Raw genomic sequence first — 20076 nt, 5'->3', positions numbered from 1 at the left:
GCCTTACCTCAGGAAGCCCTCGTAGTGACGCATCAGCAGCTGCGACTCGAGCTGCTTCATCGTCTCGAGCGCGACGCCCACCGTGATCAGCAGCGAAGTACCGCCGAACGGGAACTGCGCCACCGGGAGGAAGTACGCGAAGAAGATCGCCGGGAGGAGCGCGATCAAGGCGAGGAAGATCGAGCCGGGCAGCGTGATCCTGGTCAACACGAAGCTCAGGTAGTCGGAGGTCGGTGGTCCCGGGCGGATGCCGGGGACGAAACCGCCGTACTTGCGAAGGTTGTCCGCCGTGTCGACCGGATTGAACGCGATCGCCGTGTAGAAGTAGGCGAAGAAGATGACCAGGAGACCGTAGATCGCCATGTAGACCACGCTTCGCTGATTGGTTACGTAGTCGTTCACGACGTTCTGGAACCACTGCGCGTGGTAGACGCTCGCCAGCAGCGTGGGGAAGTACAGCAGCGAGCTGGCGAAGATGATCGGGATCACGCCGGACTGGTTCACCTTCAGCGGGATGTACGTGCTCCCGCCGCTCGTCATCCGTCGGCCGACGACGCGCTTGGCGTACTGCACCGGGATCCGTCGCTGGCCCTGCTCGACGAAGATGACCGCGACGATGATGGCCAGCCCGATGACGATGATCGTGGCGAACTTCCCGGCTCCTCCGCTCAAGTAGATCGAGCGTCCCTGCGTGGGAAGCCCCGAGATCACGCTGGAAAAGATGAGGATCGACATGCCGTTGCCAATCCCACGCTGGGTGATGAGCTCACCCATCCACATGATCATCGCGGTGCCGGCCGTCAGGATCAGGACGATCAGCGCGACGTTCGGCGCGGTGAACTCCCCCGTCGGGAAGATGTCGACGCCGCCGAGCTGTTGCGAACCGGAATGGAACAGGAACGCCAGTCCCGTCGACTGGAGTAGCGCGAGTGCCACGGTGACGTAGCGCGTCCACTGGTTGACCTTCTTCGCGCCCTGCTCGCCCTCCTTGCGCCACTGCTCGAGCTTGGGGATCACGACGGAGAGGAGCTGCATGATGATGGACGCGGTGATGTAGGGCATGATGCCGAGCCCGAATACCGCCACGTTCGTCAGCGCGCCGCCTGAGAACAGATCGATGAACGTGAGGAACCCGGTCAGACCCTGCTGTTCGAGCTGGCTCTGAAGTAGTGAGATGTCGACGACGGGAACCGGCACGTACGAGCCGAGCCGGTACACCGCGATGATGAACAGGGTGAAGAGGATCTTGTTGCGGAGGTCGGGGACCTTGAACGCATTGACGAAGGCGCGGAGCACGAGGTCCTTATCCTACCCGTCGGTTCCGAGAAGCTCGGCGGTTCCGCCGGCGCGCTCGATCTTCTCCTTCGCCGCTTCCGAGAACGCGTGAGCCTTCACCGTCAACGCCTTGTCGAGCTCGCCACGGGCGAGCACCTTCACCGGGCGACCCTTGCGAACGAGCCCGTGCGCGGACAGCGCCGCGGGGTCGACCTCACGATCGAAGTACCGCCCGAGCGTCTCGACGTTGACGACGGCGTACTCGACGCGGTTCGGATTCTTGAACCCCTTCAGCTTGGGAACTCGGCGTTGGAGCGGCATCTGGCCGCCCTCGAACCCGGGCCTCGGGTTGTGGCGCGCGAGGTAACCCTTCGAGCCGCGCCCCGCCGTCTTCCCGCGGACGCCCGCTCGGCCCCGTCCGACCCGCTTGCGGTCGGTCTTCGACCTCTCGGCCGGCTTGAGGTGGTGGATCTTCACGACGACTCCTCTACTACCTCTACCTCAACCAGGTGACGGACCTTCTCGATCATCCCCCGGATCTCGGGACGGTCGTCCTTCACCACGGTGTCGTTGATCCGGTGCAGGCCGAGACGTCGCACCGTCGACTTCTGGTCCTTCGGCCTGTTGATGACGCTCCGGACCTGCGTGACCTTGAGCCTTCTGCCGTGCGCCACCGCTTCGCTCCTCGAGCGCGAGGTCATCGGCGGCCTCCGCCCGACGGCGATTCCGGCGAGGCTCCGGCTTGGTCGCCATAGACCTCCTCGAGCTTCGCGGCGCGCGCCGCCTGCATCCGATCCTGCGCGGCGCTCACCGCATCCAGCATCGGCTTCGGCGCCACGTCGCGAACATCACGCCCGCGCAGCCGCGCCACCTCTTCGGGACGCTTGAGCGAGCGAAGGCCGCTCATCGCCGCCTTCACGATGTTGATGGCGTTCGATGAGCCGAGCGATTTCGACAGGATGTCCTTGATCCCGGCGACCTCGACGAGAGCGCGAACGGGACCGCCGGCGATGACGCCGGTCCCCGGCGCGGCCGGCTTCAGCAGCACGACGCCGGCCCCGTCCTCACCGAACACCTGGTGCGGGATCGTCGTCCCCATCATCGGAACCTCGAACATCTTGCGCTTGGCCTCCTCGATGCCCTTCGAGATCGCGGCCGGGACTTCTTTGGCCTTGCCATAGCCGAGACCAACGCGACCCGCACCGTCGCCGACGACGACGAGAGCGGCGAACGAGAAGCGACGGCCCCCCTTGACCACCTTGGCCACGCGGTTGATCGCGATGACCCGCTCCTCGTAGATGCTCTTCTCGCCCTGTGAGTCATATCGGCGCATGGTCAGATCCGAAGTCCCTTCTCGCGTGCTCCCTCGGCGAGGGCTGCGACACGTCCGTGGTACAGCCTTCCGCCCCGGTCGAACACAACGGCCTCGATGCCGGCGGCCTTTGCGCGCTCGGCGATCAGTTCGCCCACCGCCTTGGCCGAACTCGTCTTGCCGTCGCCGCGACCCTGCACCTCGCGGTCCGACGCTGCCACGAGCGTTCGAGAAGCCGAGTCGTCGATCAGCTGCGCGTAGATGTGCCGATTGGAACGGAACACCGCGAGACGCGGTCGTTCCGCGGTGCCGCTGACCTTCGTCCGGGTCCGGACGTGGCGGCGAACACGAGCATCGTGCTTGGTCTTGGCATTCACCTGGCCCCACCCGCCCGCATCACGCGGCCCCGGTCTTCGCGGCCTTGCCGGCCTTCTTGCGCACATACTCGTTCTCGTAGCGGATGCCCTTGCCCTTGTACGGCTCCGGCTTGCGTACCTTCCGGATGTTGGCGGCCACCTCGCCGACCAGCTGCTTGTCGTTGCCGCGAACGACGATTGACGTGGGGGTGGGAACCTCGAACTCGATGCCCTCCGGTGCCGGGAACGGAACGGGGTGTGAGTAGCCCACCTGCAGCTCAAGCGCGTTGCCGCGCATCGCGGCGCGATAGCCGACACCGACGATGGCCAGGCGCTTCTCGTACCCCTTCGTCACGCCCTCGACCATGTTCGCGATCAGCGAGCGCGTGAGGCCATGCAGGCTCCGGTGGAATCCCTCGTCACTTGGTCGCTCGACGCGGATCGCGGCGTCCTCGTGGACGACGCGCATCTCGGGATGGAAACGCGTGCTGAGCGTTCCTCGCGGGCCCTTCACGGTCACCGAGGAGTCCTCGATCGTGACGTCGACCCCGCTCGGGATCTCGATGGGTTGTCTGCCGATACGACTCATATCGCTACCCCTGCTACCAAACGTACGCGAGGACCTCGCCGCCGATGCCCTTGCGGGAGGCGTCACGGTCCGTCATCACACCCTGCGACGTCGACACGATGGCGACGCCGAGACCACCGAGCACGCGCGGGAGACCGGTCCGCCCCGCGTACATGCGCCGTCCCGGGCGGCTCACACGCTTCAACCCGGTGATCGTGCGCTCGCGTTTCGAGCCGTACTTCAGCGTCACCCGGAGTGTCCGGTCGAGCCCGTCACCCTCCGGCTCGTATCCGCCGACGAAGCCCTCGGCCGCAAGGATCTTCACGATCGCCTCGTTCATCTTGGACGCCGGCACGATCAGGTCGTCCTTGTAGGCGAGGTTCGCGTTGCGGATCCGCGCCAACAGGTCCCCGATGGGGTCCGAGACGTTGGTGGCAAGCCTCACCATGACGCCTTGGTCACCCCCGGCAGCTCGCCCGCGTGTGCGAGCTCGCGCAGGCAGATCCGGCAGAGCATGAAGCCGCGGTACACGGCGCGTGCGCGACCGCATCGCGAGCATCGCGTGTACTCGCGTACCTTGAACCTCTGCTGCTGCTGCTGCTTGTTGATCAGCGCTTTCTTCGCCATATCCGTTGTCCTCGCTACGACGCCTCCGCTTGCACCACCGGGATCCCCTCGAACGGGAACCCCAGCGCCACCAGCAGCGCGCGTCCTTCCTCGTCGTTCTTCGCGGTCGTCACGACCGTGATGTCCATCCCCCGGACCTTGACCACCCTGTCGTAGTCGATCTCCGGGAAGATCAGCTGCTCGGTCAGCCCGAGCGTGAAGTTCCCACCGCCGTCGAACGCGCTCGGGTTCAGCCCGCGGAAGTCCCGGATCCGGGGGATCGCGATCGCCACGAGCCGATCGATGAACTCCCACATCCGGTCGCCCCGCAGGGTGACCTTCGCGCCGATCGCCATGCCCTCGCGCAGCTTGAACCCGGCGATGGACTTCCGGGCCTTGGTGATCACCGGCTTCTGCCCGGTGATCGTCGTGAGGTCGTCGACCGCGGCCTCCAGCATACGGCCGTCCTTGAGGGCGTCACCAACGCCCATGTTCAGGACGACGCGGTCGAGTCGAGGAACCTGCATCGGGTTGTCCAAACCGAGCTCGCGCTGCAGACGTGGCACGCCCTCCTCGCGGAAGCGCGTCTTCAGCCGGGGAACGTACGTCGTTTGACTCACAGGTCCTCACCACACTTGCGACAGATGCGCACGCGCGTGCCATCGTCCTCGACGCGGTGGCCGACCCGCGTCGGTTTGCCGCAGCTCCGACACACGGGCTGTACGTTCGAGATGTCGATGAGTTGCTCGGTGTCGATGATGCCGCCCTGCTGCAGCTGCGATCCGCTCGAGGAGCGCTTGCCAGTCGTCCGCTGGTGCTTCTTGGCCATCGCGGCGCCTTCGACGAGTACCCGCCGCTCCCGGGGGAGCACGCGGATCACGCGCCCGACGTGACCGCGGCTCTTGCCGTTCATCACGCGGACCGTGTCGTCCCTCTTGATGTCGACGCCTGGCATCGCTACAGCACCTCCGGGGCAAGCGAGATGATCTTCATGAACCGCTTCTCGCGGAGCTCGCGGGCGACCGGGCCGAAGATGCGCGTGCCGCGCGGGTTCTTCGCGTCGGTCGTGAGCAAGACCACCGCATTGTCATCGAACTTGATGTACGAACCGTCCGGCCTTCGACGCTCCTTGGCGGTTCGAACGACCACTGCCTTCACCACTTCACCTTTCTTGACGCCGCCACCCGGCAGCGCGTCCTTCACGGAGCCGACGACGACGTCACCCACGCCGGCATACCGCCGGTGTGAGCCGCCGAGGACGCGGATCACCAGGACCTCCTTGGCCCCCGTGTTGTCTGCGACCTTGCATCGGGTCTCCTGCTGAATCACTGCTCCTCTGTTTCCTATTTCGCCCTTTGGACGACCTCGACGAGGCGCCACCGCTTGGTCTTGCTGAGCGGACGCGTCTCCATCACGCGAACCGTGTCACCGACATGTGCATCGTTGTTCTCGTCGTGCGCGGCGAGCTTGTTCGAACGCGCGACCGTCTTGCGGTACAGCGGGTGTCGAACCTTGCGGTCGATGCGGACGAGGACGGTCTTGTCCATCTTGTCGGACACGACCACGCCCGTTCGGACCTTCCGGCGCCCCCGTTCGGTCACTTGCGATGTCTCGCTCATGTCTCGCTCTCGTTCGCTCATGGCTGGGACTCCACGGCCTCACGCTCCTGGTCGAGCTCACGCTCGCGGAGAACCGTGAGGATCTGTGCGATCTCGTGACGCAGCTGCTTGACCCGCATGGGATTGTCGAGCTGCCCGGTGGCGAGCTGGAAGCGCAGGTTGAACAGCTCCTCCTTGGAAGACTCGAGTCGTTCGAGCAGGTCCTGTTCACCGAGGTCGCGGAGCTCTCGCACTCGTGCCATCACTCACCACCCCCCGCACGGGAGATGAGCTTCGTCTTGATGGGCAGCTTGTGCGCGGCGCGGCTCATGGCCTCGCGGGCAAGCGTGTCGGAGACGCCGGCCAGCTCGAACATCACGCGGCCCGGCTTCACGACGGCGACCCAGCCCTCCGGGTTGCCCTTCCCCGAGCCCATTCGCGTCTCGGCCGGCTTCTTCGTGACGGGCTTGTCGGGGAAGATGTTGATCCACACCTTCCCGCCGCGACGGATGTGGCGCGTGATCGCCACCCGGGCCGCCTCGATCTGCCGGTTGGTGATCCACGCCGGCTCCAGCGCCACAAGGCCGTAGTCGCCGTACTGGATCTCGGTGCCGCCCTTGGCCCGACCTCGACGCCGCCCCCGGTGCACCTTGCGATGCTTGACCTTCTTGGGCGCGAGCATCAACGATCCTCCTCGGGCGGGGCCTCCGCGGCAGCGCGCTTGGGCTCCTCGTCGACGGTAGCGTTCGCGCTCGGCGCGGCTTCGCCCGTCGACGGGTCGCCGGTCGGTTCCTCCGCCTCGGCCTCCTCCGCTTCCACGGTTGGCTCAGCCTCTTCGGGTTCGGCGACCTCGGCGGCCTCGCGGACGTCGGTGATGAGCGCACCGGTCGAGGCGCCGCCGCCGCTGGCCACCTGGGCGAGGGCGCGAGCGCGCAGACGCTCGGTTTCTTGCTCCGCCTGCGGGATCTCGTCACCGTGGTAGACCCACACCTTCACGCCGATCTGGCCAAACGTCGTCTTTGCTTCGGCCTGACCGAAATCGATCTTCGCGCGCAGCGTGTGCAACGGAACGCGACCCTCGCGATACCACTCCCGCCGCGACATCTCGGTCCCACCGAGGCGGCCTCCGCATTGCACGCGAACGCCGAGGGCACCCGAGCGCATGGCGGTCTGTACGGCCCTGCGCATCGCGCGACGGAACGACACGCGACCGGCGAGCTGCTCGGCAACGCCCTGCGAGAGCAGCGTCGCGTCGGTCTCGGGGCGCGCCTCCGACGCGGCGGAGTTCATGTCCTCGACCTTCACGTCGACGCGCTTCTTGGTGACCCGTTCGATGTCCTTGCGGATCCGGTCGACCTCGGCGCCCTTTCTGCCGATCACGATCCCCGGCCGGGCCGTGCGGATGTACACCCAGATCTGGTCGCCCTTGCGCTCGATGTCGATGCTCGAGATTCCCGCGCGCGCCAGGCGAGACCGGATGTGCTTTCGAATCCAGACGTCCTCGTGCAGCTGGGTCGCGTAATCGCGCCGGGCGAACCAGTTGGACTTCCAGGGGTAGATGACCCCCAGACGGAACCCGTACGGGTTGACCTTGTGACCCACTTACTCTTCCTCTCCCAACGACGTCACTACCAGCGTGATGTGCGACGTGCGCTTGAACACCTTGGTCGCGCGGCCGTAGGCCCTGGGACGCCAACGCTTGAGCGTCGGGCCCTCGTCGACCCACGCCCGCTCGACGACGAGGTTCTGCGGCGCGACCCCCGGCTGCTGCTCGGCATTCGCCACGGCAGAGTTCAGTGCCTTCTCCACCGTCTTCGCCGCGCCGAGCGGCGAGAACCGCAGGATGCGACGCGCTTCGTCGATCTGGCGCCCGCGGATCATCTCGATCACTCGGCGCGCCTTGGAGGGCGTGATCCTCGCGTATTTCACCGTCGCTTTGGCTTGCATGTCTTTCGTTCCCTCTACCTCGCGGTCGTCGATCGTTCCGCGCGCGCGTGCGATCGGAACGTTCGCGTGGGCGCGAACTCGCCGAGCTTGTGCCCGACCATCGACTCGGAGATGTACAGCGGGACGTGCTTCCGACCATCGTGCACGGCGATCGTGTGACCCACCATCTCGGGCACGATCGTCGAGCGGCGCGACCAGGTGCGCACAACCGTTTTCTCGTTGCGCCGATTCATCTCGACGATCCTGATCATCAGGTGGTCGTCGACGAACGGGCCCTTTTTGATGCTGCGCGTCACTGACCACGCCCCTTCCCGCGGCGCCGCACGATGAGCTTGTTCGACGCCTTCTTCTTCTTGCGCGTCCGGCCCTCGGGCTTCCCCCACGGGGTGGTCGGGTGACGACCGCCCGAGCTCTTGCCTTCGCCGCCGCCGAGCGGATGGTCGACCGGGTTCATCGCCACGCCGCGGACCGACGGCCGCTTCCGCTTCCACCGTGACCGCCCCGCCTTGCCGAGTTGAATGAGTTCGTGCTCGGCGTTGCCGACCTCGCCGACGGTTGCCCTGCAAGAGGCCAGGACCATCCGGGTTTCACCGGAGGGCAGGCGTATGGTGGCGTAGCCGGCCTCCTTGGCCATCACCTGCACGCTCGCCCCGGCCGATCGCGCCATTCGCGCACCGCCGCCGGGTTTGAGCTCCACGGCGTGCACGGTGGTCCCCACCGGGATGTTCCGGAGCGGGAGGGCGTTCCCCGGCCGAACGTCAGCACCCTCGCCAGATACCACGCGGGCGCCCGGCGACAGACCGTTCGGGGCGAGGATGTACCGCTTCTCGCCGTCGGCGTAGTGCAGCAGCGCGATGCGCGCCGTCCGGTTCGGGTCGTACTCGATATGCGCGACCTTCGCCGGAACGCCGTCCTTGTTCCGCTTGAAGTCGATCACGCGGTAGCGGCGCTTGTTGCCGCCGCCCTGGTGACGCGTGGTGACGCGGCCGTGCGTGTTCCGCCCGGCGCGGTTCCGACCCTTGTCGAGAAGCTTGCGCTCCGGCGAGGAGCGTGTGATCTCGTCGAACGAGGACACGCTGGCGCCCCGCCTCGCGGGCGACGTCGGCTTGTACTTCCGAACGGCCATTGCTCTACTTCCCCGTCTCGAAGATCTCGATGCGGTCGCCCTCCGCCAGCGTGACGACCGCGCGCTTCTCGTCCGCTCGCTTACCCATGGTGAAGCGGCGACGCTTGACCTTGCCCTTGCGGTTCAGCGTTCGAACCGAGGTCACGCTGACACCCCAGATCTGCTGGATCGCCTCTTTGATCTCGGTCTTGCTCGAACGCTTGTCCACGAGGAACGTGTAGGTGTTCTGCTCAAGCCCCGCGTAGGACTTCTCGCTCACGACCGGGCGGAAGATGATGTCTCGTGGTGTCTTCACTCGGCGTCACCGTCCGTCGTCGTTTCCTTCTCGTCCGGGCCTGCGGCGCGCGCGCCCTCGAGAACGTCGAGCGACGCGCTCGTCACGATCAGCTTGTCGGCGGCGATCACCTCGTACACGCCGAGGCTCCCGGCGTATGCGACCCGAACGCCCCCGATGTTCCGAAACGACTTCTCCGCGGCTCCCGTCTCCGTCGGCCCGGCCAGCACGAGCAACACCTTGCCGCCGACCTTCAACGCCTCGAGCATCTCGGCCGCGCGCTTCGTCTTCGGCTCGTCGAACTCGAGGTCGTTCACGACGACGAGCTTGTCGCTCTGCAGCGCATCGGTCAGAGCCGAACGGAGCGCGCCCTTCCGCATCTTCTTGTTGATCCGGATGTCGTGATCGCGCGGGTGCGGCCCGTGCACGACACCGCCACCCGTCCACTGCGGCGCCCGGGTCGAACCCTGCCGGGCACGCCCGGTCCCCTTCTGGCGCCACGGCTTCTTGCCGCCACCCGATACCTCGCCCCGGGTCTTGGTCGCGTGCGTTCCTCGCCGAAGCGACGCCTGCGCGGCCACGACGACCTGATGCATCAGCGGCCCCGACACCTTCGCCTCGAACACGTCGGCCGACAAGTCGCGCGTCGCCACCTTCTTCCCCGTGGGGTCGACGACGGGAACGCTCGCCATCAGGCACCACTCTCCGCCGGCTGCTTGGCAGACGAACGGACCATGACCAGGCCGCCACTCGGACCGGGGATGGCGCCCTTCAGGAGGAGCAAGTTGCGCTCGGGGTCGGCCTGGACGACCTCCAGGTTGAGCACCGTGACGCGTTCGTTCCCCATCTGACCGGCCATGGGCATGCCCTTGAAGACGCGAGAAGGGGTGGCGCAAGCGCCGATCGCACCGGGCGAGCGGTGCTTGCGCTCGGTCCCGTGGCTCCCCGAGAGCCCCGCGAACCCATGGCGCTTCATCACGCCGGCGAACCCCTTGCCCTTCGAGACGCCGACCACGTCGGCGCGCTCACCGGGAGCGAACACGTCGGCCTTGATCAGCTGGCCCGGCGTGTAGCTCTCGGCGTCGTCGGTTCGAAGCTCGACCAGGTACCGAGCCGGCTCGGCATCGACCTTCTCGAAATGCCCCTGCATCGGCTTGTTCACCGAGCGCGACCTGGTGTCCCCGAACGCGAGCTGCACGGCTCGATAGCCGTCACGCGCCTCGGTCTTGACCTGCGCGACGACACACGGCCCGGCCTGGATCACGGTCACCGGCACCGCACGCGTTTCGTCGAAGATCTGGGTCATGCCCAGCTTCGTCCCGAGGATTCCCTTGACCTGTGCCATCGCCCTGAACGAGCCCCTAGAGCTTGATCTCGATGTCGACGCCGGCCGACAGGTTCAGGCGCTGAAGCTCCTGAACCGTCTTCGACGTGGCGTCCACGATGTCGATCAGCCGCTTATGCGTGAGCATCTGGAAGTGCTCGCGGCTGTCCTTGTATTTGTGCGGCGAGCGGATGACCGTGTAGATCGACCGCTCGGTCGGTAGCGGCACCGGCCCGACGACCTTGGCGCCGGTCCGGGTCACGTGCTCGACGATCTCGCGAGCGGCCACGTCGAGCATGCGATGGTCGTACGCCCGAAGCTTGATCCTGATCCTGGGCCCCGCCACCGCTCTGCTCCCCCTCGGCCTGTCGTTCCTACTTGATGATCTTGGTGACGCGGCCGGCACCCACGGTTCGGCCGCCCTCGCGGATCGCGAAGCGCAGGCCCTCTTCCATGGCGATCGGAGCGCCGAGCTCCACGCGCATCTCGACGTTGTCGCCGGGCATGACCATCTCGACGCCATCGGGGAGGTGCGCCGTGCCGGTCACGTCGGTCGTCCGGAAGTAGAACTGCGGGCGGTAGCCGTTGAAGAACGGGGTGTGTCGTCCGCCCTCGTCCTTGGACAGGACGTAGACCTGCGACATGAACTCCGTATGCGGCGTCACCGAGCCCGGCTTCGACAGCACCTGGCCCCGCGCCACCTCTTCCTTGTCGATCCCGCGGAGGAGCACGCCGACGTTGTCGCCGGCTTCTACCTCGTCGAGGAGCTTGCGGAACATCTCGAGGTCGGTGGCGACGGTCTTGCGCGTGTCCTTGATGCCGACGATCTCGACCTCCCCCATCTTCTTAAGACGGCCCTGCTCCACGCGGCCCGTGACGACCGTTCCGCGGCCTGTGATGGAGAAGACGTCCTCGATCGCCATGAGGAACGGCTTGTCGACGTCGCGAGTCGGCTCCGGTACGTACGTGTCGACTGCCGATAGCAGCTCGTCGATCTTGGACATCGCCTGCTCGTCGCCCTCGAGCGCCTTCAGCGCAGAGACCTGGATCACGGGCACCTCGTCGCCGGGGTACTCGTAGCTCGACAGCAGCTCACGCACCTCGAGCTCGACCAGGTCGAGCAGCTCGGCGTCGTCGACCATGTCGACCTTGTTCAGCGCGACGACGATGTACGGGACACCCACCTGACGGGCGAGCAGGACGTGCTCACGGGTCTGAGGCATGGGCCCGTCCGCCGCCGAGACCACCAGGATCGCACCGTCGACCTGCGCGGCGCCGGTGATCATGTTCTTGATGTAGTCGGCGTGCCCCGGCATGTCGACGTGGGCGTAGTGACGGTTCTCCGTCTCGTACTCCACGTGGGCGATGGCGATCGTGATCCCGCGCTCACGCTCCTCCGGCGCCTTGTCGATCTGGTCGAAGGGCGTGAACTCGGCAAGACCCTTCTCGGCCTGACGCTTGGTGATCGCCGCGGTCAGCGTGGTCTTGCCGTGGTCGATGTGTCCCATCGTCCCCACGTTCACGTGGGGCTTGTTGCGCTCGAACTTCTTCTTCGACATCTCTTCTCGTCTCCTCTACTCGCCGCGAACGCGCGCGACGATCTCGCGCGAGATGTTCGCGGGCACCTCGCTATACGCATGCAGCTGCATCGGCGTGTGCGACGCGCGGCCCTGTGTCCGCGAACGCAGGTCGGTCGCGTAGCCGAACAGCTCGGCCAGCGGGACCAGCACGCGGATCGCCTTCTGGCCGCTTCGGTCGTCGATCCGCTCGATGCGACCTCGCCGCGACGTGACGTCGCCCATCACGTCGCCCATGAACTCCTCCGGCGTGATGACCTCGAACTCCATGACCGGCTCGAGCAGCACGGGGTCGGCCTTCTTCGCCGCGTCCTTGAGCGCCATCGAGCCGGCGATCTTGAAGGCGAGCTCACTCGAGTCGACCTCGTGGTACGAGCCGTCCTCGAGCGTGGCTCGAACGTCGACGAGTGGGTAGCCGGCGAGCACGCCGGACTCCATCGCCTCCTGGATGCCCTGATCGACCGCGGGGATGTACTCGCGCGGGATCTTGCCGCCGACGATCTTGTTGACGAACTCGTACCCGCCGCCCTGACCGGTCGGTTCGAGATCGATGACCACGTGAGCGAACTGACCGCGACCACCCGTCTGGCGGACGAACCGCGTCACGACCTTCTGGACCGGCCTGCGGATCGTCTCGCGATAGGCCACCTGCGGCTTGCCGACGTTCGCGTCAACGCTGAACTCACGGCGCAGGCGGTCCACGATGATGTCGAGGTGGAGCTCGCCCATCCCCGAGATCACGGTCTGTCCCGTCTCGTCGTCGTACTTCACGACGAACGTCGGATCCTCGTCGGCGAGCTTGCCAAGACCTGAGGCCAGCTTGTCCTGGTCCGCCTTCGTCTTCGGCTCCACCGCGACCGAGATGACCGGCGTCGGGAAGCTGATCGACTCGAGGATGATCGGGTTCGCCGGGTCGGCCAACGTGTCACCGGTGCTCGAATGCTTGAGGCCGACGATCGCGACGATGTCGCCGGTGAACGCGGCCTCCATGTCCTCGCGGTGGTTCGCGTGCATCTGCAGGATGCGACCGATGCGCTCCTTACGGTCCTTCGTCGTGTTCTCCACGTGCGCGCCGGCGCGAAGGACGCCCGAGTAGACCCGGACGTACGTCAGCCTGCCCACGTAGGGGTCCGACATGATCTTGAACACCAGCCCGCTGAAGGGCTCGGTGTCCTCGGGCTTGCGCTCGGCGTGCTCGCTGGTGAGCGTGTGACCCTCCACGGGCGGAACGTCGGTCGGCGCCGGCAGGTAGTTCACGATCGCGTCGAGGAGCGGCTGGATCGCCTTGTTCTTGAAGGCGGAGCCCAGGAGGATGGGGACGCCCTCCCCGGCGAGCGTTGCGCGCCTGATAGCGCGTTGCATCTCCTCTGGCGTCGGCTCGTCTTCCACGACGAACTTCTCCATGAGCGCCTCGTCGTGGTCGGCGAGCTTCTCGAAGAGCTCGTGGTGCGCCTCGAACGCGCGGTCCTTGTACTCCTCGGGGATCTCGGTGGTCTCCCACTCCTCGCCCATCTCGGACATCCAGTGCAGCGCCTTCATCTCGACGAGGTCGATGACGCCCTGGAAGCTCGACTCGGTCCCCCAAGGCAGCTGGAGCACGAGCGGGTTCGCGTGCAGACGGTCGACGATCATCTCGACGGTCCGCTCGAAGTTCGCGCCGGTTCGGTCCATCTTGTTGACGAACCCGATCCGGGGAACTCGGTACCGGTCCGCCTGACGCCAGACGGTCTCGGTCTGCGGCTCAACGCCCGCGACGGCATCGAAAACGGCGATCGCGCCGTCGAGGACGCGAAGCGAACGCTCGACCTCGACGGTGAAGTCCACGTGACCGGGCGTGTCGATGATGTTGATCCAGTGGTCCTTCCACATCGTGGTGGTCGCGGCCGAGGTGATCGTGATGCCCCGCTCGCGCTCCTGGACCATCCAGTCCATCAGGGCGGTGCCCTCGTGGACCTCGCCGATCTTGTAGGCCTTGCCGGTGTAGTAGAGGATGCGCTCGGTCGTCGTCGTCTTGCCCGCGTCGATGTGGGCCATGATCCCGATATTCCGGGTTCTGCCCAGCGGGTACTCGCGGATGACCAGGCCCTTCCCGGACCTGCCCCGCTGCTCGACCTTCTGCGCTGTATCTGTCACGTTGAGAGTCTCCGCCGGCGTCGCCACTTGTCAGCGACCTCCGGCCACGGTGTTGTCGTCGATCACCATCGGTAGTGCGCGAACGCGCGGTTGGCGTCCGCCATCTTGTGCATGTCCTCGCGCCGCTTGACCGAGACGCCTTGGCCGTTGGAGGCGTCCATGATCTCGCCCACGAGTCGCTCGGCCATCGAATGCTCCTTGCGGGCTCGCGCGTTGTTCACGAGCCAGCGAAGGGCGAGCGTGGTCCCGCGGGCGGGCCGGACCTCGACGGGCACCTGGTAGTTGGCGCCCCCGACGCGGCGGGAGCGCACTTCCAGGAGCGGACGAACGTTCTCGACCGCCTTCTTCAAGGCGATCACCGGGTCGTTCGAAGTGCGCTCGCTGATGACCTCGAGGGACTTGTACACGGTCCGCTCGGCGAGCGACTTCTTGCCGTCCAGCAGAACCTTGTTGATGAGCTGCGTTACGAGAACGTTCTGATAGACGGGGTCGGGGAGGATCTCACGGCGTACGGCAGGGCCCTTGCGCGGCATGGCGCGATCACTCCCCACCCTTCTTGGCGCCGTAGCGCGACCGTGCCTTCTTCCGGTCGCGAACGCCGGCCGTGTCGAGCGTGCCGCGGATGACCTTGTACCGAACGCCGGGGAGATCCCGAACGCGACCCGCGCGAACGAGCACGATCGAGTGTTCCTGCAGGTTGTGCCCGACGCCGGGGATGTACGCGGTGACCTCGACCCCGGTGGTCAGGCGAACGCGGGCGACCTTGCGGAGCGCGGAGTTCGGCTTCTTGGGAGTGATCGTCTGAACGCGCGTGCAGACGCCCCGCCGCTGCGGGGAGCCCTTGAGGGCGGGAGCCTTCGTCTTGTGCGTGGGCCGGGTCCGGCCGTTCCGCACGAGCTGTTGAATGGTGGGCATGGTCCTCTCGTCTGCACTCTTGACTTGTCAACGGGCCGGTGAGGCGGCCCCTCTGCCGGGTGGTCGGGGCTTGTCGCCTCCATCCCCTTTCCCGACGAAAGAGCCGGGCCATCGGCCCGGCTCCCAGAATGGTGACCCACGTGCTGGGCGCAGGTGTCCCTCGGGTTACCCCCTGGAAGCGTGCTGAATGCCGGCTCGCCCGCCGAGCCGGACGCGAATAAGCAGGTTACCGGGCACGAACCAAGGGTGTCAACGAACGGCGGAGGTGGCTATTCCGCTCTAGGAGGCCCGAGACGTCTGAGAGAGGCGACCCGCCCTCTCCGGCGGACGTGTCAACACCTTGACGGATCTGACCTGCGGTTTTGCTGTCAAGGTATTGACCACTCGCCGCGAGAGGGGACTCCGCGAAAGGGGACAGCAGCAGTCGGGCGACCCCGAGGCACCCGGACAAAGGACAGGCACCGTCGTTGGTCCACGGTATGCATCGCATCTCGGGTCGTGCTGCCGTCCAACCAGCCGGCGGTGAGTCGAGCACCCCGCGCAGCCAGCCCGCGCGAACTCGTGGCGGCCGAGCGCCGACTTCACCGCGTCCTTCGGATTCGGCTAAATGCCGCCGTCGAAGGACTCGGTCTCTCATACGCCCAGGTGGAGGTTTTGCTGCTCCTCGATGAGCGCCCGAATATGCACGCGAGCCTGATCGCCCGGGAGCTGGATGCCACGAGACAGGGCATTCACAGACTCGTCAGACAGCTCGAGCTGGGTGGTCTCGTCGACGTCCTGCCGCCCGACGTCGGCGCGAAGCCAATCACGTTGACTCGTCGCGGACGTCGGCGACTCGCCAACGCGTTGGACGCCGTCAACGCCAGAGCTGTCGCAGGACTCGGGCAGATGTCCGCAGAGGACCGTCGGCGCGCGCTCGAGACCTTGGAGCAGTGTGAGCGTGCACTCCGTCCGGCTCGACAGGGCTGGTGGTTCGACTAGCTGCGCCAGGCGGCGAGGGCGGCCCTCAGGCCGCCCGCGCCGTGGTAATCCGAGCAGAAGTCGCGAACGCCGCGGTGGCCGCTACTCCTCCGTCGTGCTGTACGACCCACCGCCGAGCATGCGCTCGGCCTCCTCGCGGGTCATGGTCCCCCCGGTGAGGACCGGCTCGCCGGCCACGCTGACACCCGACTCGGCCTGCTCGGCCAGCTCCCGCTGGCGAGCGAGCCAGTACTCGGGGATCGCTTCCGGCTTCACGCGTGGCGCGATGTTCCGGTATCGGCTCATCCCCGTTCCAGCCGGGATCAGCTTGCCGATGATCACGTTCTCCTTGAGACCGAGGAGCCCGTCGCTCCGGCCGCCGATCGCGGCCTCGGTTAGCACCCTGGTGGTCTCCTGGAACGATGCCGCCGAGAGCCACGAGTCCGTGGCCAGCGACGCCTTCGTGATCCCCAGCAGCTGCGGACGCGCCGTCGCCGGCTGAGCGCCGTTCTCGACGGTCTCGCGGTTCATCGCCTCGAACCGCCGCCTGTCGACCAGGTCACCCGGCAGGAAGTCGGTCTCGCCCGGTTCGATGATCTGCACCTTTCGCAGCATCTGGCGAACGATCAGTTCGATGTGCTTGTCGTGGATCGTCACACCCTGTGACCGGTAGACCTGCTGGACCTCTTCGACGAGGTGATGCTGCAGGGCCTGCACGCCCTCGATCCGGAGCTTCTCGTGCGGGTTGACCGAGCCCTCGGTGAGCTGCTGCCCGACGTCGACGGTGTCGCCGTCGGCCACCAGCAGCCGGGCCCGGAACCCCACCTTGTACTGCACCGAATCGCTCCCGTCCTCGGACGTGACGGTGATGCGCCGCTCCTTCTTCTCCTCGTCGTCCTCGACCGACACTCGGCCGGGGATCTCCGTGATCCACGCCTCGCCCTTCGGCCTGCGGGCTTCGAACAGCTCGACCACTCGAGGCAGACCGTGCGTGATGTCCTCGCCGGCCACACCGCCCGTGTGGAACGTCCGCATGGTCAGCTGCGTGCCGGGCTCGCCGATCGACTGAGCCGCGACGATGCCGACGGACTCGCCGATGTCGACGAGCCGGCCCGTTGCGAGCGACCAGCCGTAGCAGAGGCGGCACACACCGACCTCGGCCTCGCACATCGCCGCCGAACGCACCCGCACGACGCTCACGCCCGCCTCAACGAGCCGGTCGCCGAGCGCGTCGTCGACCTCGTCGCCTCGCGACGCGATCTTCCGACGCTCGACGCGAACGTCCTCGGCGAGCACCCGCCCGAACAGCGATGTCTCGAGGTGGGCGTTCGGCTCACGCGTGCCACGGGGAGTCTCGTACGTGACCGTCACCGGCACGCTCCGGTCGGTGCCGCAGTCCTCCTCGCGAACGATGAGCTCCTGCGCCACGTCGACGAGACGGCGAGTCAGGTATCCCGAGTCAGCCGTACGAAGGGCCGTGTCGGCCAATCCCTTCCGCGCGCCGTGCGTCGAGATGAAGTACTCGAGCACCGACAGACCTTCGCGGAAGTTCGACTTGATCGGTCGCGGGATGATCTCGCCCTTCGGATTGGCCACCAGGCCGCGCATGCCCGCGATCTGACGGATCTGCATGATGTTCCCTCGGGCCCCCGAGTTGGCCATCATGTAGATCGGATTCGTCTTCCCGAACTGCGCCTCCATCGAGTCCTTGACCTTGTCGGTGGCCGCCGTCCAGATCTCGATCAGCTCCTGACGGCGTTCGTCGTCGGTGATGATCCCCTTTCGGTACTGCGACTCGATCCGGGACGCCTGCGTCTCGTAGTAGTCGAGGATCTTCGCCTTGTCCGGTGGCGTCGTGACGTCCTCGACGCCGAGCGTCACGCCGGCCCGAGTCGCGTAGTGGAACCCCAAGTTCTTCAGGTTGTCCAGGATCTGCTCGACCTGGTTACGGTCGTACCGGTGTACGGACAGGTCAACGAGCTTGGCGATATCCCCCTTCAGCAGGGGCCGGTTGACGTACTCCTCCGTGTCCGGGAACGCCTGGTTCAGGATGACCCGGCCCACCGTCGTGGTGATGATGGGCGCGCGACCGTTCTGCTCGACGTCGACGGTCTCGGGCATGAGCTCGGCAGGCATGACCTTGCCGGGGAGCCTGATGCGGATCTGGTCATGCAGCCGGATCCGCCGGTGGTCGAGCGCCATCAGCGCCTCGTCCGCCGATGCGAACGCCGGGATCGTCTTCTCGTCTTCGACCGGCTCTGGCTCGATCGTCAGGTAGTAGAGCCCTAGGACGATGTCCTGGTTGGGAACCGCGATCGGCCGCCCGTGCGCCGGCGACAGGATGTTGTTGGTCGAGAGCATCAACACGCGCGCCTCGGCCTGCGCCTCGGCCGAGAGCGGAACGTGCACGGCCATCTGGTCGCCGTCGAAGTCGGCGTTGAACGCCGTGCAGACGAGCGGGTGGATCTGGATGGCCTTGCCCTCGACGAGCACCGGCTCGAACGCCTGGATACCCAGACGGTGAAGCGTCGGAGCGCGGTTCAGGAGCACCGGGTGTTCCTTGATGACCTCCTCGAGCACATCCCATACGGTTGGACGGGCCCGCTCGACCATCCGCTTCGCGCTCTTGATGTTCTGCGCGAGACCCTGGTCGACGAGCCGCTTCATGACGAACGGCTTGAACAGCTCGAGGGCCATCTGCTTGGGCAGCCCGCACTGGTGCAGCCGGAGCTCCGGGCCGACAACGATGACCGAACGGCCCGAGTAGTCCACCCGCTTTCCGAGCAGGTTCTGGCGGAACCGCCCCTGCTTTCCCTTGAGCATGTCGCTCAGGGACTTCAACGGGCGGTTGCCGGGACCGGTGACCGGACGACCGCGGCGGCCGTTGTCGAACAGCGCGTCGACGGCCTCCTGCAGCATCCGCTTCTCGTTGTTGACGATGATCTCCGGCGCCTGCAGGTCGAGCAGCCGCTTCAGCCGGTTGTTCCTGTTGATGACGCGGCGGTACAGGTCGTTCAGGTCCGACGTCGCGAACCGCCCACCGTCGAGCTGCACCATCGGGCGCAGGTCGGGCGGGATGACCGGAACGGCGTCGAGCACCATCCCCATGGGTGAGTTGCGGCCCTCGGTGAAGTTGGAGACCACCTTCAACCGCTTGATCGCCTTCAGCCGGCGCGTCCCCTTACCCGTCGCGATCTGATCGCGGAGGTTGTCGGCCTCCTCCTCGAGCTTGAGGTCCTGGAGCAGGCGCTTGATGGACTCGGCGCCCATGCCCCCGTCGAAGTAGTCCCCGAACCGCTCACGAAGCGAGCGGTACACGGCGTCGTCGGCGACGAGCTGCTTGACCGTCAGGCCCTTGAAGGCCGAGAGCACCTCATCCAGGTGATCGGTTTCGCGCTTGGCCTGCTCGGTGATCCGGTCGACGTCGCGCTGCGCCTCGCGCCGCGCAGCGGAGAGCTGGGCACCCTTGGCACCCTCGCCCTCGAGCTCGCGGAGACGGTCCTCGAGCTCGCCGAGGCGGCGCTTGATTTCGTCGTCGCGCTCGGCGTCGACCTCGCGCTTCTCCTCGTCGATCTCGTTCTCGATCTCCGGGAGGTCCTTGTGCCGGCGATCCGAATCGACCCGCGTGATGACGTACGCGGCGAAGTAGATGATCCGCTCGAGATCTTTCGGGGCGATGTCGAGCAGGTACCCCAGGCGCGATGGAACACCCTTGAAGTACCAGATGTGGGTGACCGGGGCCGCGAGCTCGATGTGGCCCATGCGGTCGCGGCGGACCTTCGACCTGGTGATCTCCACACCGCAGCGTTCGCAGATGATTCCCTTGAAGCGGACGCGCTTGTACTTGCCGCAGTGGCACTCCCAGTCCCGCGTCGGACCGAAGATCCGCTCGCAGAACAGGCCGTCCTTCTCCGGCTTCAGCGTCCGGTAGTTGATCGTCTCCGGCTTCTTGACCTCGCCGTTGGACCAGGCCCGGATCTGGTCTGCGGTAGCAAGCCCGATCCGGATCTCGTCGAAGTAGTTCACGTCAAGCACTCAGCAGGCCTCCCCGTGCGTCGACCCCTGCATCTCGTATAACGATTTCGTGTTCCCGAAACCCCTGTGA

The 20076-nt window shown here is 66.5% G+C and carries 27 protein-coding genes and 1 pseudogene; 1 reads left to right on the top strand and 27 read right to left on the bottom strand.

Features of this window, described 5'->3' with window-relative positions:
* Positions 1-3: 3 nt before the first annotated feature.
* The 26 genes and pseudogenes from secY to rpsL form a co-directional block, all read right to left on the bottom strand.
* A complete protein-coding gene (secY, locus tag VFA08_07675; GenBank protein HYZ13469.1) occupies positions 4-1296 on the bottom strand; it encodes a preprotein translocase subunit SecY in 1293 nt (430 codons plus the stop codon).
* Between the two features lie 12 nt (positions 1297-1308).
* Positions 1309-1752, bottom strand: a complete 444-nt coding sequence (gene rplO / locus VFA08_07670; protein ID HYZ13468.1) for a 50S ribosomal protein L15 — start codon at positions 1750-1752, stop codon at positions 1309-1311.
* Positions 1749-1976 carry a 50S ribosomal protein L30 gene (gene rpmD, locus VFA08_07665; GenBank protein ID HYZ13467.1) on the bottom strand — a complete coding sequence of 76 codons (228 nt, stop codon included), beginning with the start codon at positions 1974-1976 and terminating at the stop codon, positions 1749-1751. The genes rplO and rpmD overlap by 4 nt, the downstream gene beginning before the upstream one ends.
* Positions 1973-2584 (bottom strand): annotated as a pseudogene (gene rpsE / locus VFA08_07660) (30S ribosomal protein S5). Before rpsE ends, rpmD begins: the two are co-directional and overlap by 4 nt.
* Positions 2585-2610: 26 nt before the next feature.
* Positions 2611-2964, bottom strand: a complete 354-nt coding sequence (gene rplR, locus VFA08_07655; protein ID HYZ13466.1) for a 50S ribosomal protein L18 — start codon at positions 2962-2964, stop codon at positions 2611-2613.
* Positions 2965-2983: 19 nt separating this feature from the next.
* On the bottom strand, positions 2984-3532 hold the full coding sequence (rplF, locus tag VFA08_07650) for a 50S ribosomal protein L6 (protein ID HYZ13465.1): 549 nt from the start codon (positions 3530-3532) through the stop codon (positions 2984-2986).
* A gap of 13 nt (positions 3533-3545) precedes the next feature.
* Complete coding sequence (gene rpsH / locus VFA08_07645; protein HYZ13464.1) at positions 3546-3956, bottom strand: 30S ribosomal protein S8; 411 nt, start codon at positions 3954-3956, stop codon at positions 3546-3548.
* On the bottom strand, positions 3953-4138 hold the full coding sequence (locus VFA08_07640; GenBank protein ID HYZ13463.1) for a type Z 30S ribosomal protein S14: 186 nt from the start codon (positions 4136-4138) through the stop codon (positions 3953-3955). The genes rpsH and VFA08_07640 overlap by 4 nt, the downstream gene beginning before the upstream one ends.
* Before the next feature lie 14 nt (positions 4139-4152).
* Positions 4153-4737: a 50S ribosomal protein L5 gene (rplE, locus tag VFA08_07635; protein ID HYZ13462.1), complete on the bottom strand. Its 585-nt coding sequence runs from the start codon at positions 4735-4737 to the stop codon at positions 4153-4155.
* Positions 4734-5072: a 50S ribosomal protein L24 gene (rplX, locus tag VFA08_07630; GenBank protein HYZ13461.1), complete on the bottom strand. Its 339-nt coding sequence runs from the start codon at positions 5070-5072 to the stop codon at positions 4734-4736. The genes rplE and rplX overlap by 4 nt, the downstream gene beginning before the upstream one ends.
* A gap of 2 nt (positions 5073-5074) precedes the next feature.
* Positions 5075-5446, bottom strand: a complete 372-nt coding sequence (gene rplN, locus VFA08_07625) for a 50S ribosomal protein L14 (protein ID HYZ13460.1) — start codon at positions 5444-5446, stop codon at positions 5075-5077.
* Between the two features lie 14 nt (positions 5447-5460).
* Positions 5461-5736, bottom strand: coding sequence for a 30S ribosomal protein S17 (rpsQ, locus tag VFA08_07620; GenBank protein ID HYZ13459.1), 276 nt, complete (start codon positions 5734-5736; stop codon positions 5461-5463).
* 17 nt (positions 5737-5753) lie between these two features.
* Positions 5754-5978, bottom strand: coding sequence for a 50S ribosomal protein L29 (rpmC, locus tag VFA08_07615; GenBank protein ID HYZ13458.1), 225 nt, complete (start codon positions 5976-5978; stop codon positions 5754-5756).
* Positions 5978-6397: a 50S ribosomal protein L16 gene (gene rplP / locus VFA08_07610; protein HYZ13457.1), complete on the bottom strand. Its 420-nt coding sequence runs from the start codon at positions 6395-6397 to the stop codon at positions 5978-5980. The genes rpmC and rplP overlap by 1 nt, the downstream gene beginning before the upstream one ends.
* Positions 6397-7317, bottom strand: a complete 921-nt coding sequence (rpsC, locus tag VFA08_07605; GenBank protein ID HYZ13456.1) for a 30S ribosomal protein S3 — start codon at positions 7315-7317, stop codon at positions 6397-6399. Before rpsC ends, rplP begins: the two co-directional genes overlap by 1 nt.
* On the bottom strand, positions 7318-7662 hold the full coding sequence (gene rplV / locus VFA08_07600) for a 50S ribosomal protein L22 (protein ID HYZ13455.1): 345 nt from the start codon (positions 7660-7662) through the stop codon (positions 7318-7320).
* A 14-nt stretch (positions 7663-7676) separates the two neighbouring features.
* Positions 7677-7958 (bottom strand): 30S ribosomal protein S19, encoded by a 282-nt coding sequence (rpsS, locus tag VFA08_07595; protein HYZ13454.1) that lies wholly within the window; start codon positions 7956-7958, stop codon positions 7677-7679.
* Positions 7955-8788, bottom strand: a complete 834-nt coding sequence (gene rplB / locus VFA08_07590; GenBank protein HYZ13453.1) for a 50S ribosomal protein L2 — start codon at positions 8786-8788, stop codon at positions 7955-7957. The genes rpsS and rplB overlap by 4 nt, the downstream gene beginning before the upstream one ends.
* Before the next feature lie 4 nt (positions 8789-8792).
* On the bottom strand, positions 8793-9083 hold the full coding sequence (gene rplW, locus VFA08_07585) for a 50S ribosomal protein L23 (protein HYZ13452.1): 291 nt from the start codon (positions 9081-9083) through the stop codon (positions 8793-8795).
* A complete protein-coding gene (gene rplD, locus VFA08_07580) occupies positions 9080-9754 on the bottom strand; it encodes a 50S ribosomal protein L4 (GenBank protein HYZ13451.1) in 675 nt (224 codons plus the stop codon). The genes rplW and rplD overlap by 4 nt, the downstream gene beginning before the upstream one ends.
* Complete coding sequence (gene rplC, locus VFA08_07575) at positions 9754-10407, bottom strand: 50S ribosomal protein L3 (GenBank protein ID HYZ13450.1); 654 nt, start codon at positions 10405-10407, stop codon at positions 9754-9756. Before rplC ends, rplD begins: the two co-directional genes overlap by 1 nt.
* A 16-nt stretch (positions 10408-10423) precedes the next feature.
* Entirely contained in the window at positions 10424-10732 is a 309-nt protein-coding gene (rpsJ, locus tag VFA08_07570) for a 30S ribosomal protein S10 (GenBank protein HYZ13449.1), read from the bottom strand.
* Positions 10733-10760: 28 nt separating this feature from the next.
* Positions 10761-11945 (bottom strand): elongation factor Tu, encoded by a 1185-nt coding sequence (tuf, locus tag VFA08_07565; GenBank protein ID HYZ13448.1) that lies wholly within the window; start codon positions 11943-11945, stop codon positions 10761-10763.
* 15 nt (positions 11946-11960) lie between these two features.
* Positions 11961-13997 carry an elongation factor G gene (fusA, locus tag VFA08_07560; GenBank protein ID HYZ13447.1) on the bottom strand — a complete coding sequence of 679 codons (2037 nt, stop codon included), beginning with the start codon at positions 13995-13997 and terminating at the stop codon, positions 11961-11963.
* Positions 13998-14158: 161 nt separating this feature from the next.
* Positions 14159-14629: a 30S ribosomal protein S7 gene (gene rpsG, locus VFA08_07555; protein HYZ13446.1), complete on the bottom strand. Its 471-nt coding sequence runs from the start codon at positions 14627-14629 to the stop codon at positions 14159-14161.
* Positions 14630-14636: 7 nt separating this feature from the next.
* Complete coding sequence (rpsL, locus tag VFA08_07550; GenBank protein HYZ13445.1) at positions 14637-15011, bottom strand: 30S ribosomal protein S12; 375 nt, start codon at positions 15009-15011, stop codon at positions 14637-14639.
* A gap of 522 nt (positions 15012-15533) precedes the next feature.
* Here rpsL and VFA08_07545 point away from each other — a divergent pair.
* Entirely contained in the window at positions 15534-15992 is a 459-nt protein-coding gene (locus VFA08_07545) for a MarR family winged helix-turn-helix transcriptional regulator (GenBank protein HYZ13444.1), read from the top strand.
* Between the two features lie 81 nt (positions 15993-16073).
* On the opposite strand, the gene VFA08_07540 is transcribed toward VFA08_07545, so the two are convergent.
* The gene (locus VFA08_07540) at positions 16074-20006 is read right to left on the bottom strand and encodes a DNA-directed RNA polymerase subunit beta' (protein ID HYZ13443.1); all 3933 of its coding nucleotides are present in this window, start codon (positions 20004-20006) and stop codon (positions 16074-16076) included.
* Positions 20007-20076: the final 70 nt, after the last annotated feature.

The sequence above is a fragment of the Actinomycetota bacterium genome, from assembly GCA_035640355.1.
GTDB lineage: Bacteria > Actinomycetota > UBA4738 > UBA4738 > HRBIN12 > CALGFI01.
Note: the sequence above shows the minus strand (reverse complement) of the source record. Positions and strands in the feature narration are given on the sequence as shown.

Bases quoted from the DNA above. Each gene is read 5' to 3' on its own strand.
- rpmD (HYZ13467.1), bottom strand. From the start codon at position 1,976: ATGACCTCGCGCTCGAGGAGCGAAGCGGTGGCGCACGGCAGAAGGCTC.
- rplF (HYZ13465.1), bottom strand. From the start codon at position 3,532: ATGAGTCGTATCGGCAGACAACCCATCGAGATCCCGAGCGGGGTCGAC.
- VFA08_07640 (HYZ13463.1), bottom strand. From the start codon at position 4,138: ATGGCGAAGAAAGCGCTGATCAACAAGCAGCAGCAGCAGCAGAGGTTC.
- rplX (HYZ13461.1), bottom strand. From the start codon at position 5,072: ATGCCAGGCGTCGACATCAAGAGGGACGACACGGTCCGCGTGATGAAC.
- rpsQ (HYZ13459.1), bottom strand. From the start codon at position 5,736: ATGAGCGAGACATCGCAAGTGACCGAACGGGGGCGCCGGAAGGTCCGA.
- rpmC (HYZ13458.1), bottom strand. From the start codon at position 5,978: ATGGCACGAGTGCGAGAGCTCCGCGACCTCGGTGAACAGGACCTGCTC.
- rplP (HYZ13457.1), bottom strand. From the start codon at position 6,397: ATGCTCGCGCCCAAGAAGGTCAAGCATCGCAAGGTGCACCGGGGGCGG.
- rplV (HYZ13455.1), bottom strand. From the start codon at position 7,662: ATGCAAGCCAAAGCGACGGTGAAATACGCGAGGATCACGCCCTCCAAG.
- rplB (HYZ13453.1), bottom strand. From the start codon at position 8,788: ATGGCCGTTCGGAAGTACAAGCCGACGTCGCCCGCGAGGCGGGGCGCC.
- rplD (HYZ13451.1), bottom strand. From the start codon at position 9,754: ATGGCGAGCGTTCCCGTCGTCGACCCCACGGGGAAGAAGGTGGCGACG.
- rplC (HYZ13450.1), bottom strand. From the start codon at position 10,407: ATGGCACAGGTCAAGGGAATCCTCGGGACGAAGCTGGGCATGACCCAG.
- tuf (HYZ13448.1), bottom strand. From the start codon at position 11,945: ATGTCGAAGAAGAAGTTCGAGCGCAACAAGCCCCACGTGAACGTGGGG.
- fusA (HYZ13447.1), bottom strand. From the start codon at position 13,997: ATGGCCCACATCGACGCGGGCAAGACGACGACGACCGAGCGCATCCTC.
- rpsG (HYZ13446.1), bottom strand. From the start codon at position 14,629: ATGCCGCGCAAGGGCCCTGCCGTACGCCGTGAGATCCTCCCCGACCCC.
- rpsL (HYZ13445.1), bottom strand. From the start codon at position 15,011: ATGCCCACCATTCAACAGCTCGTGCGGAACGGCCGGACCCGGCCCACG.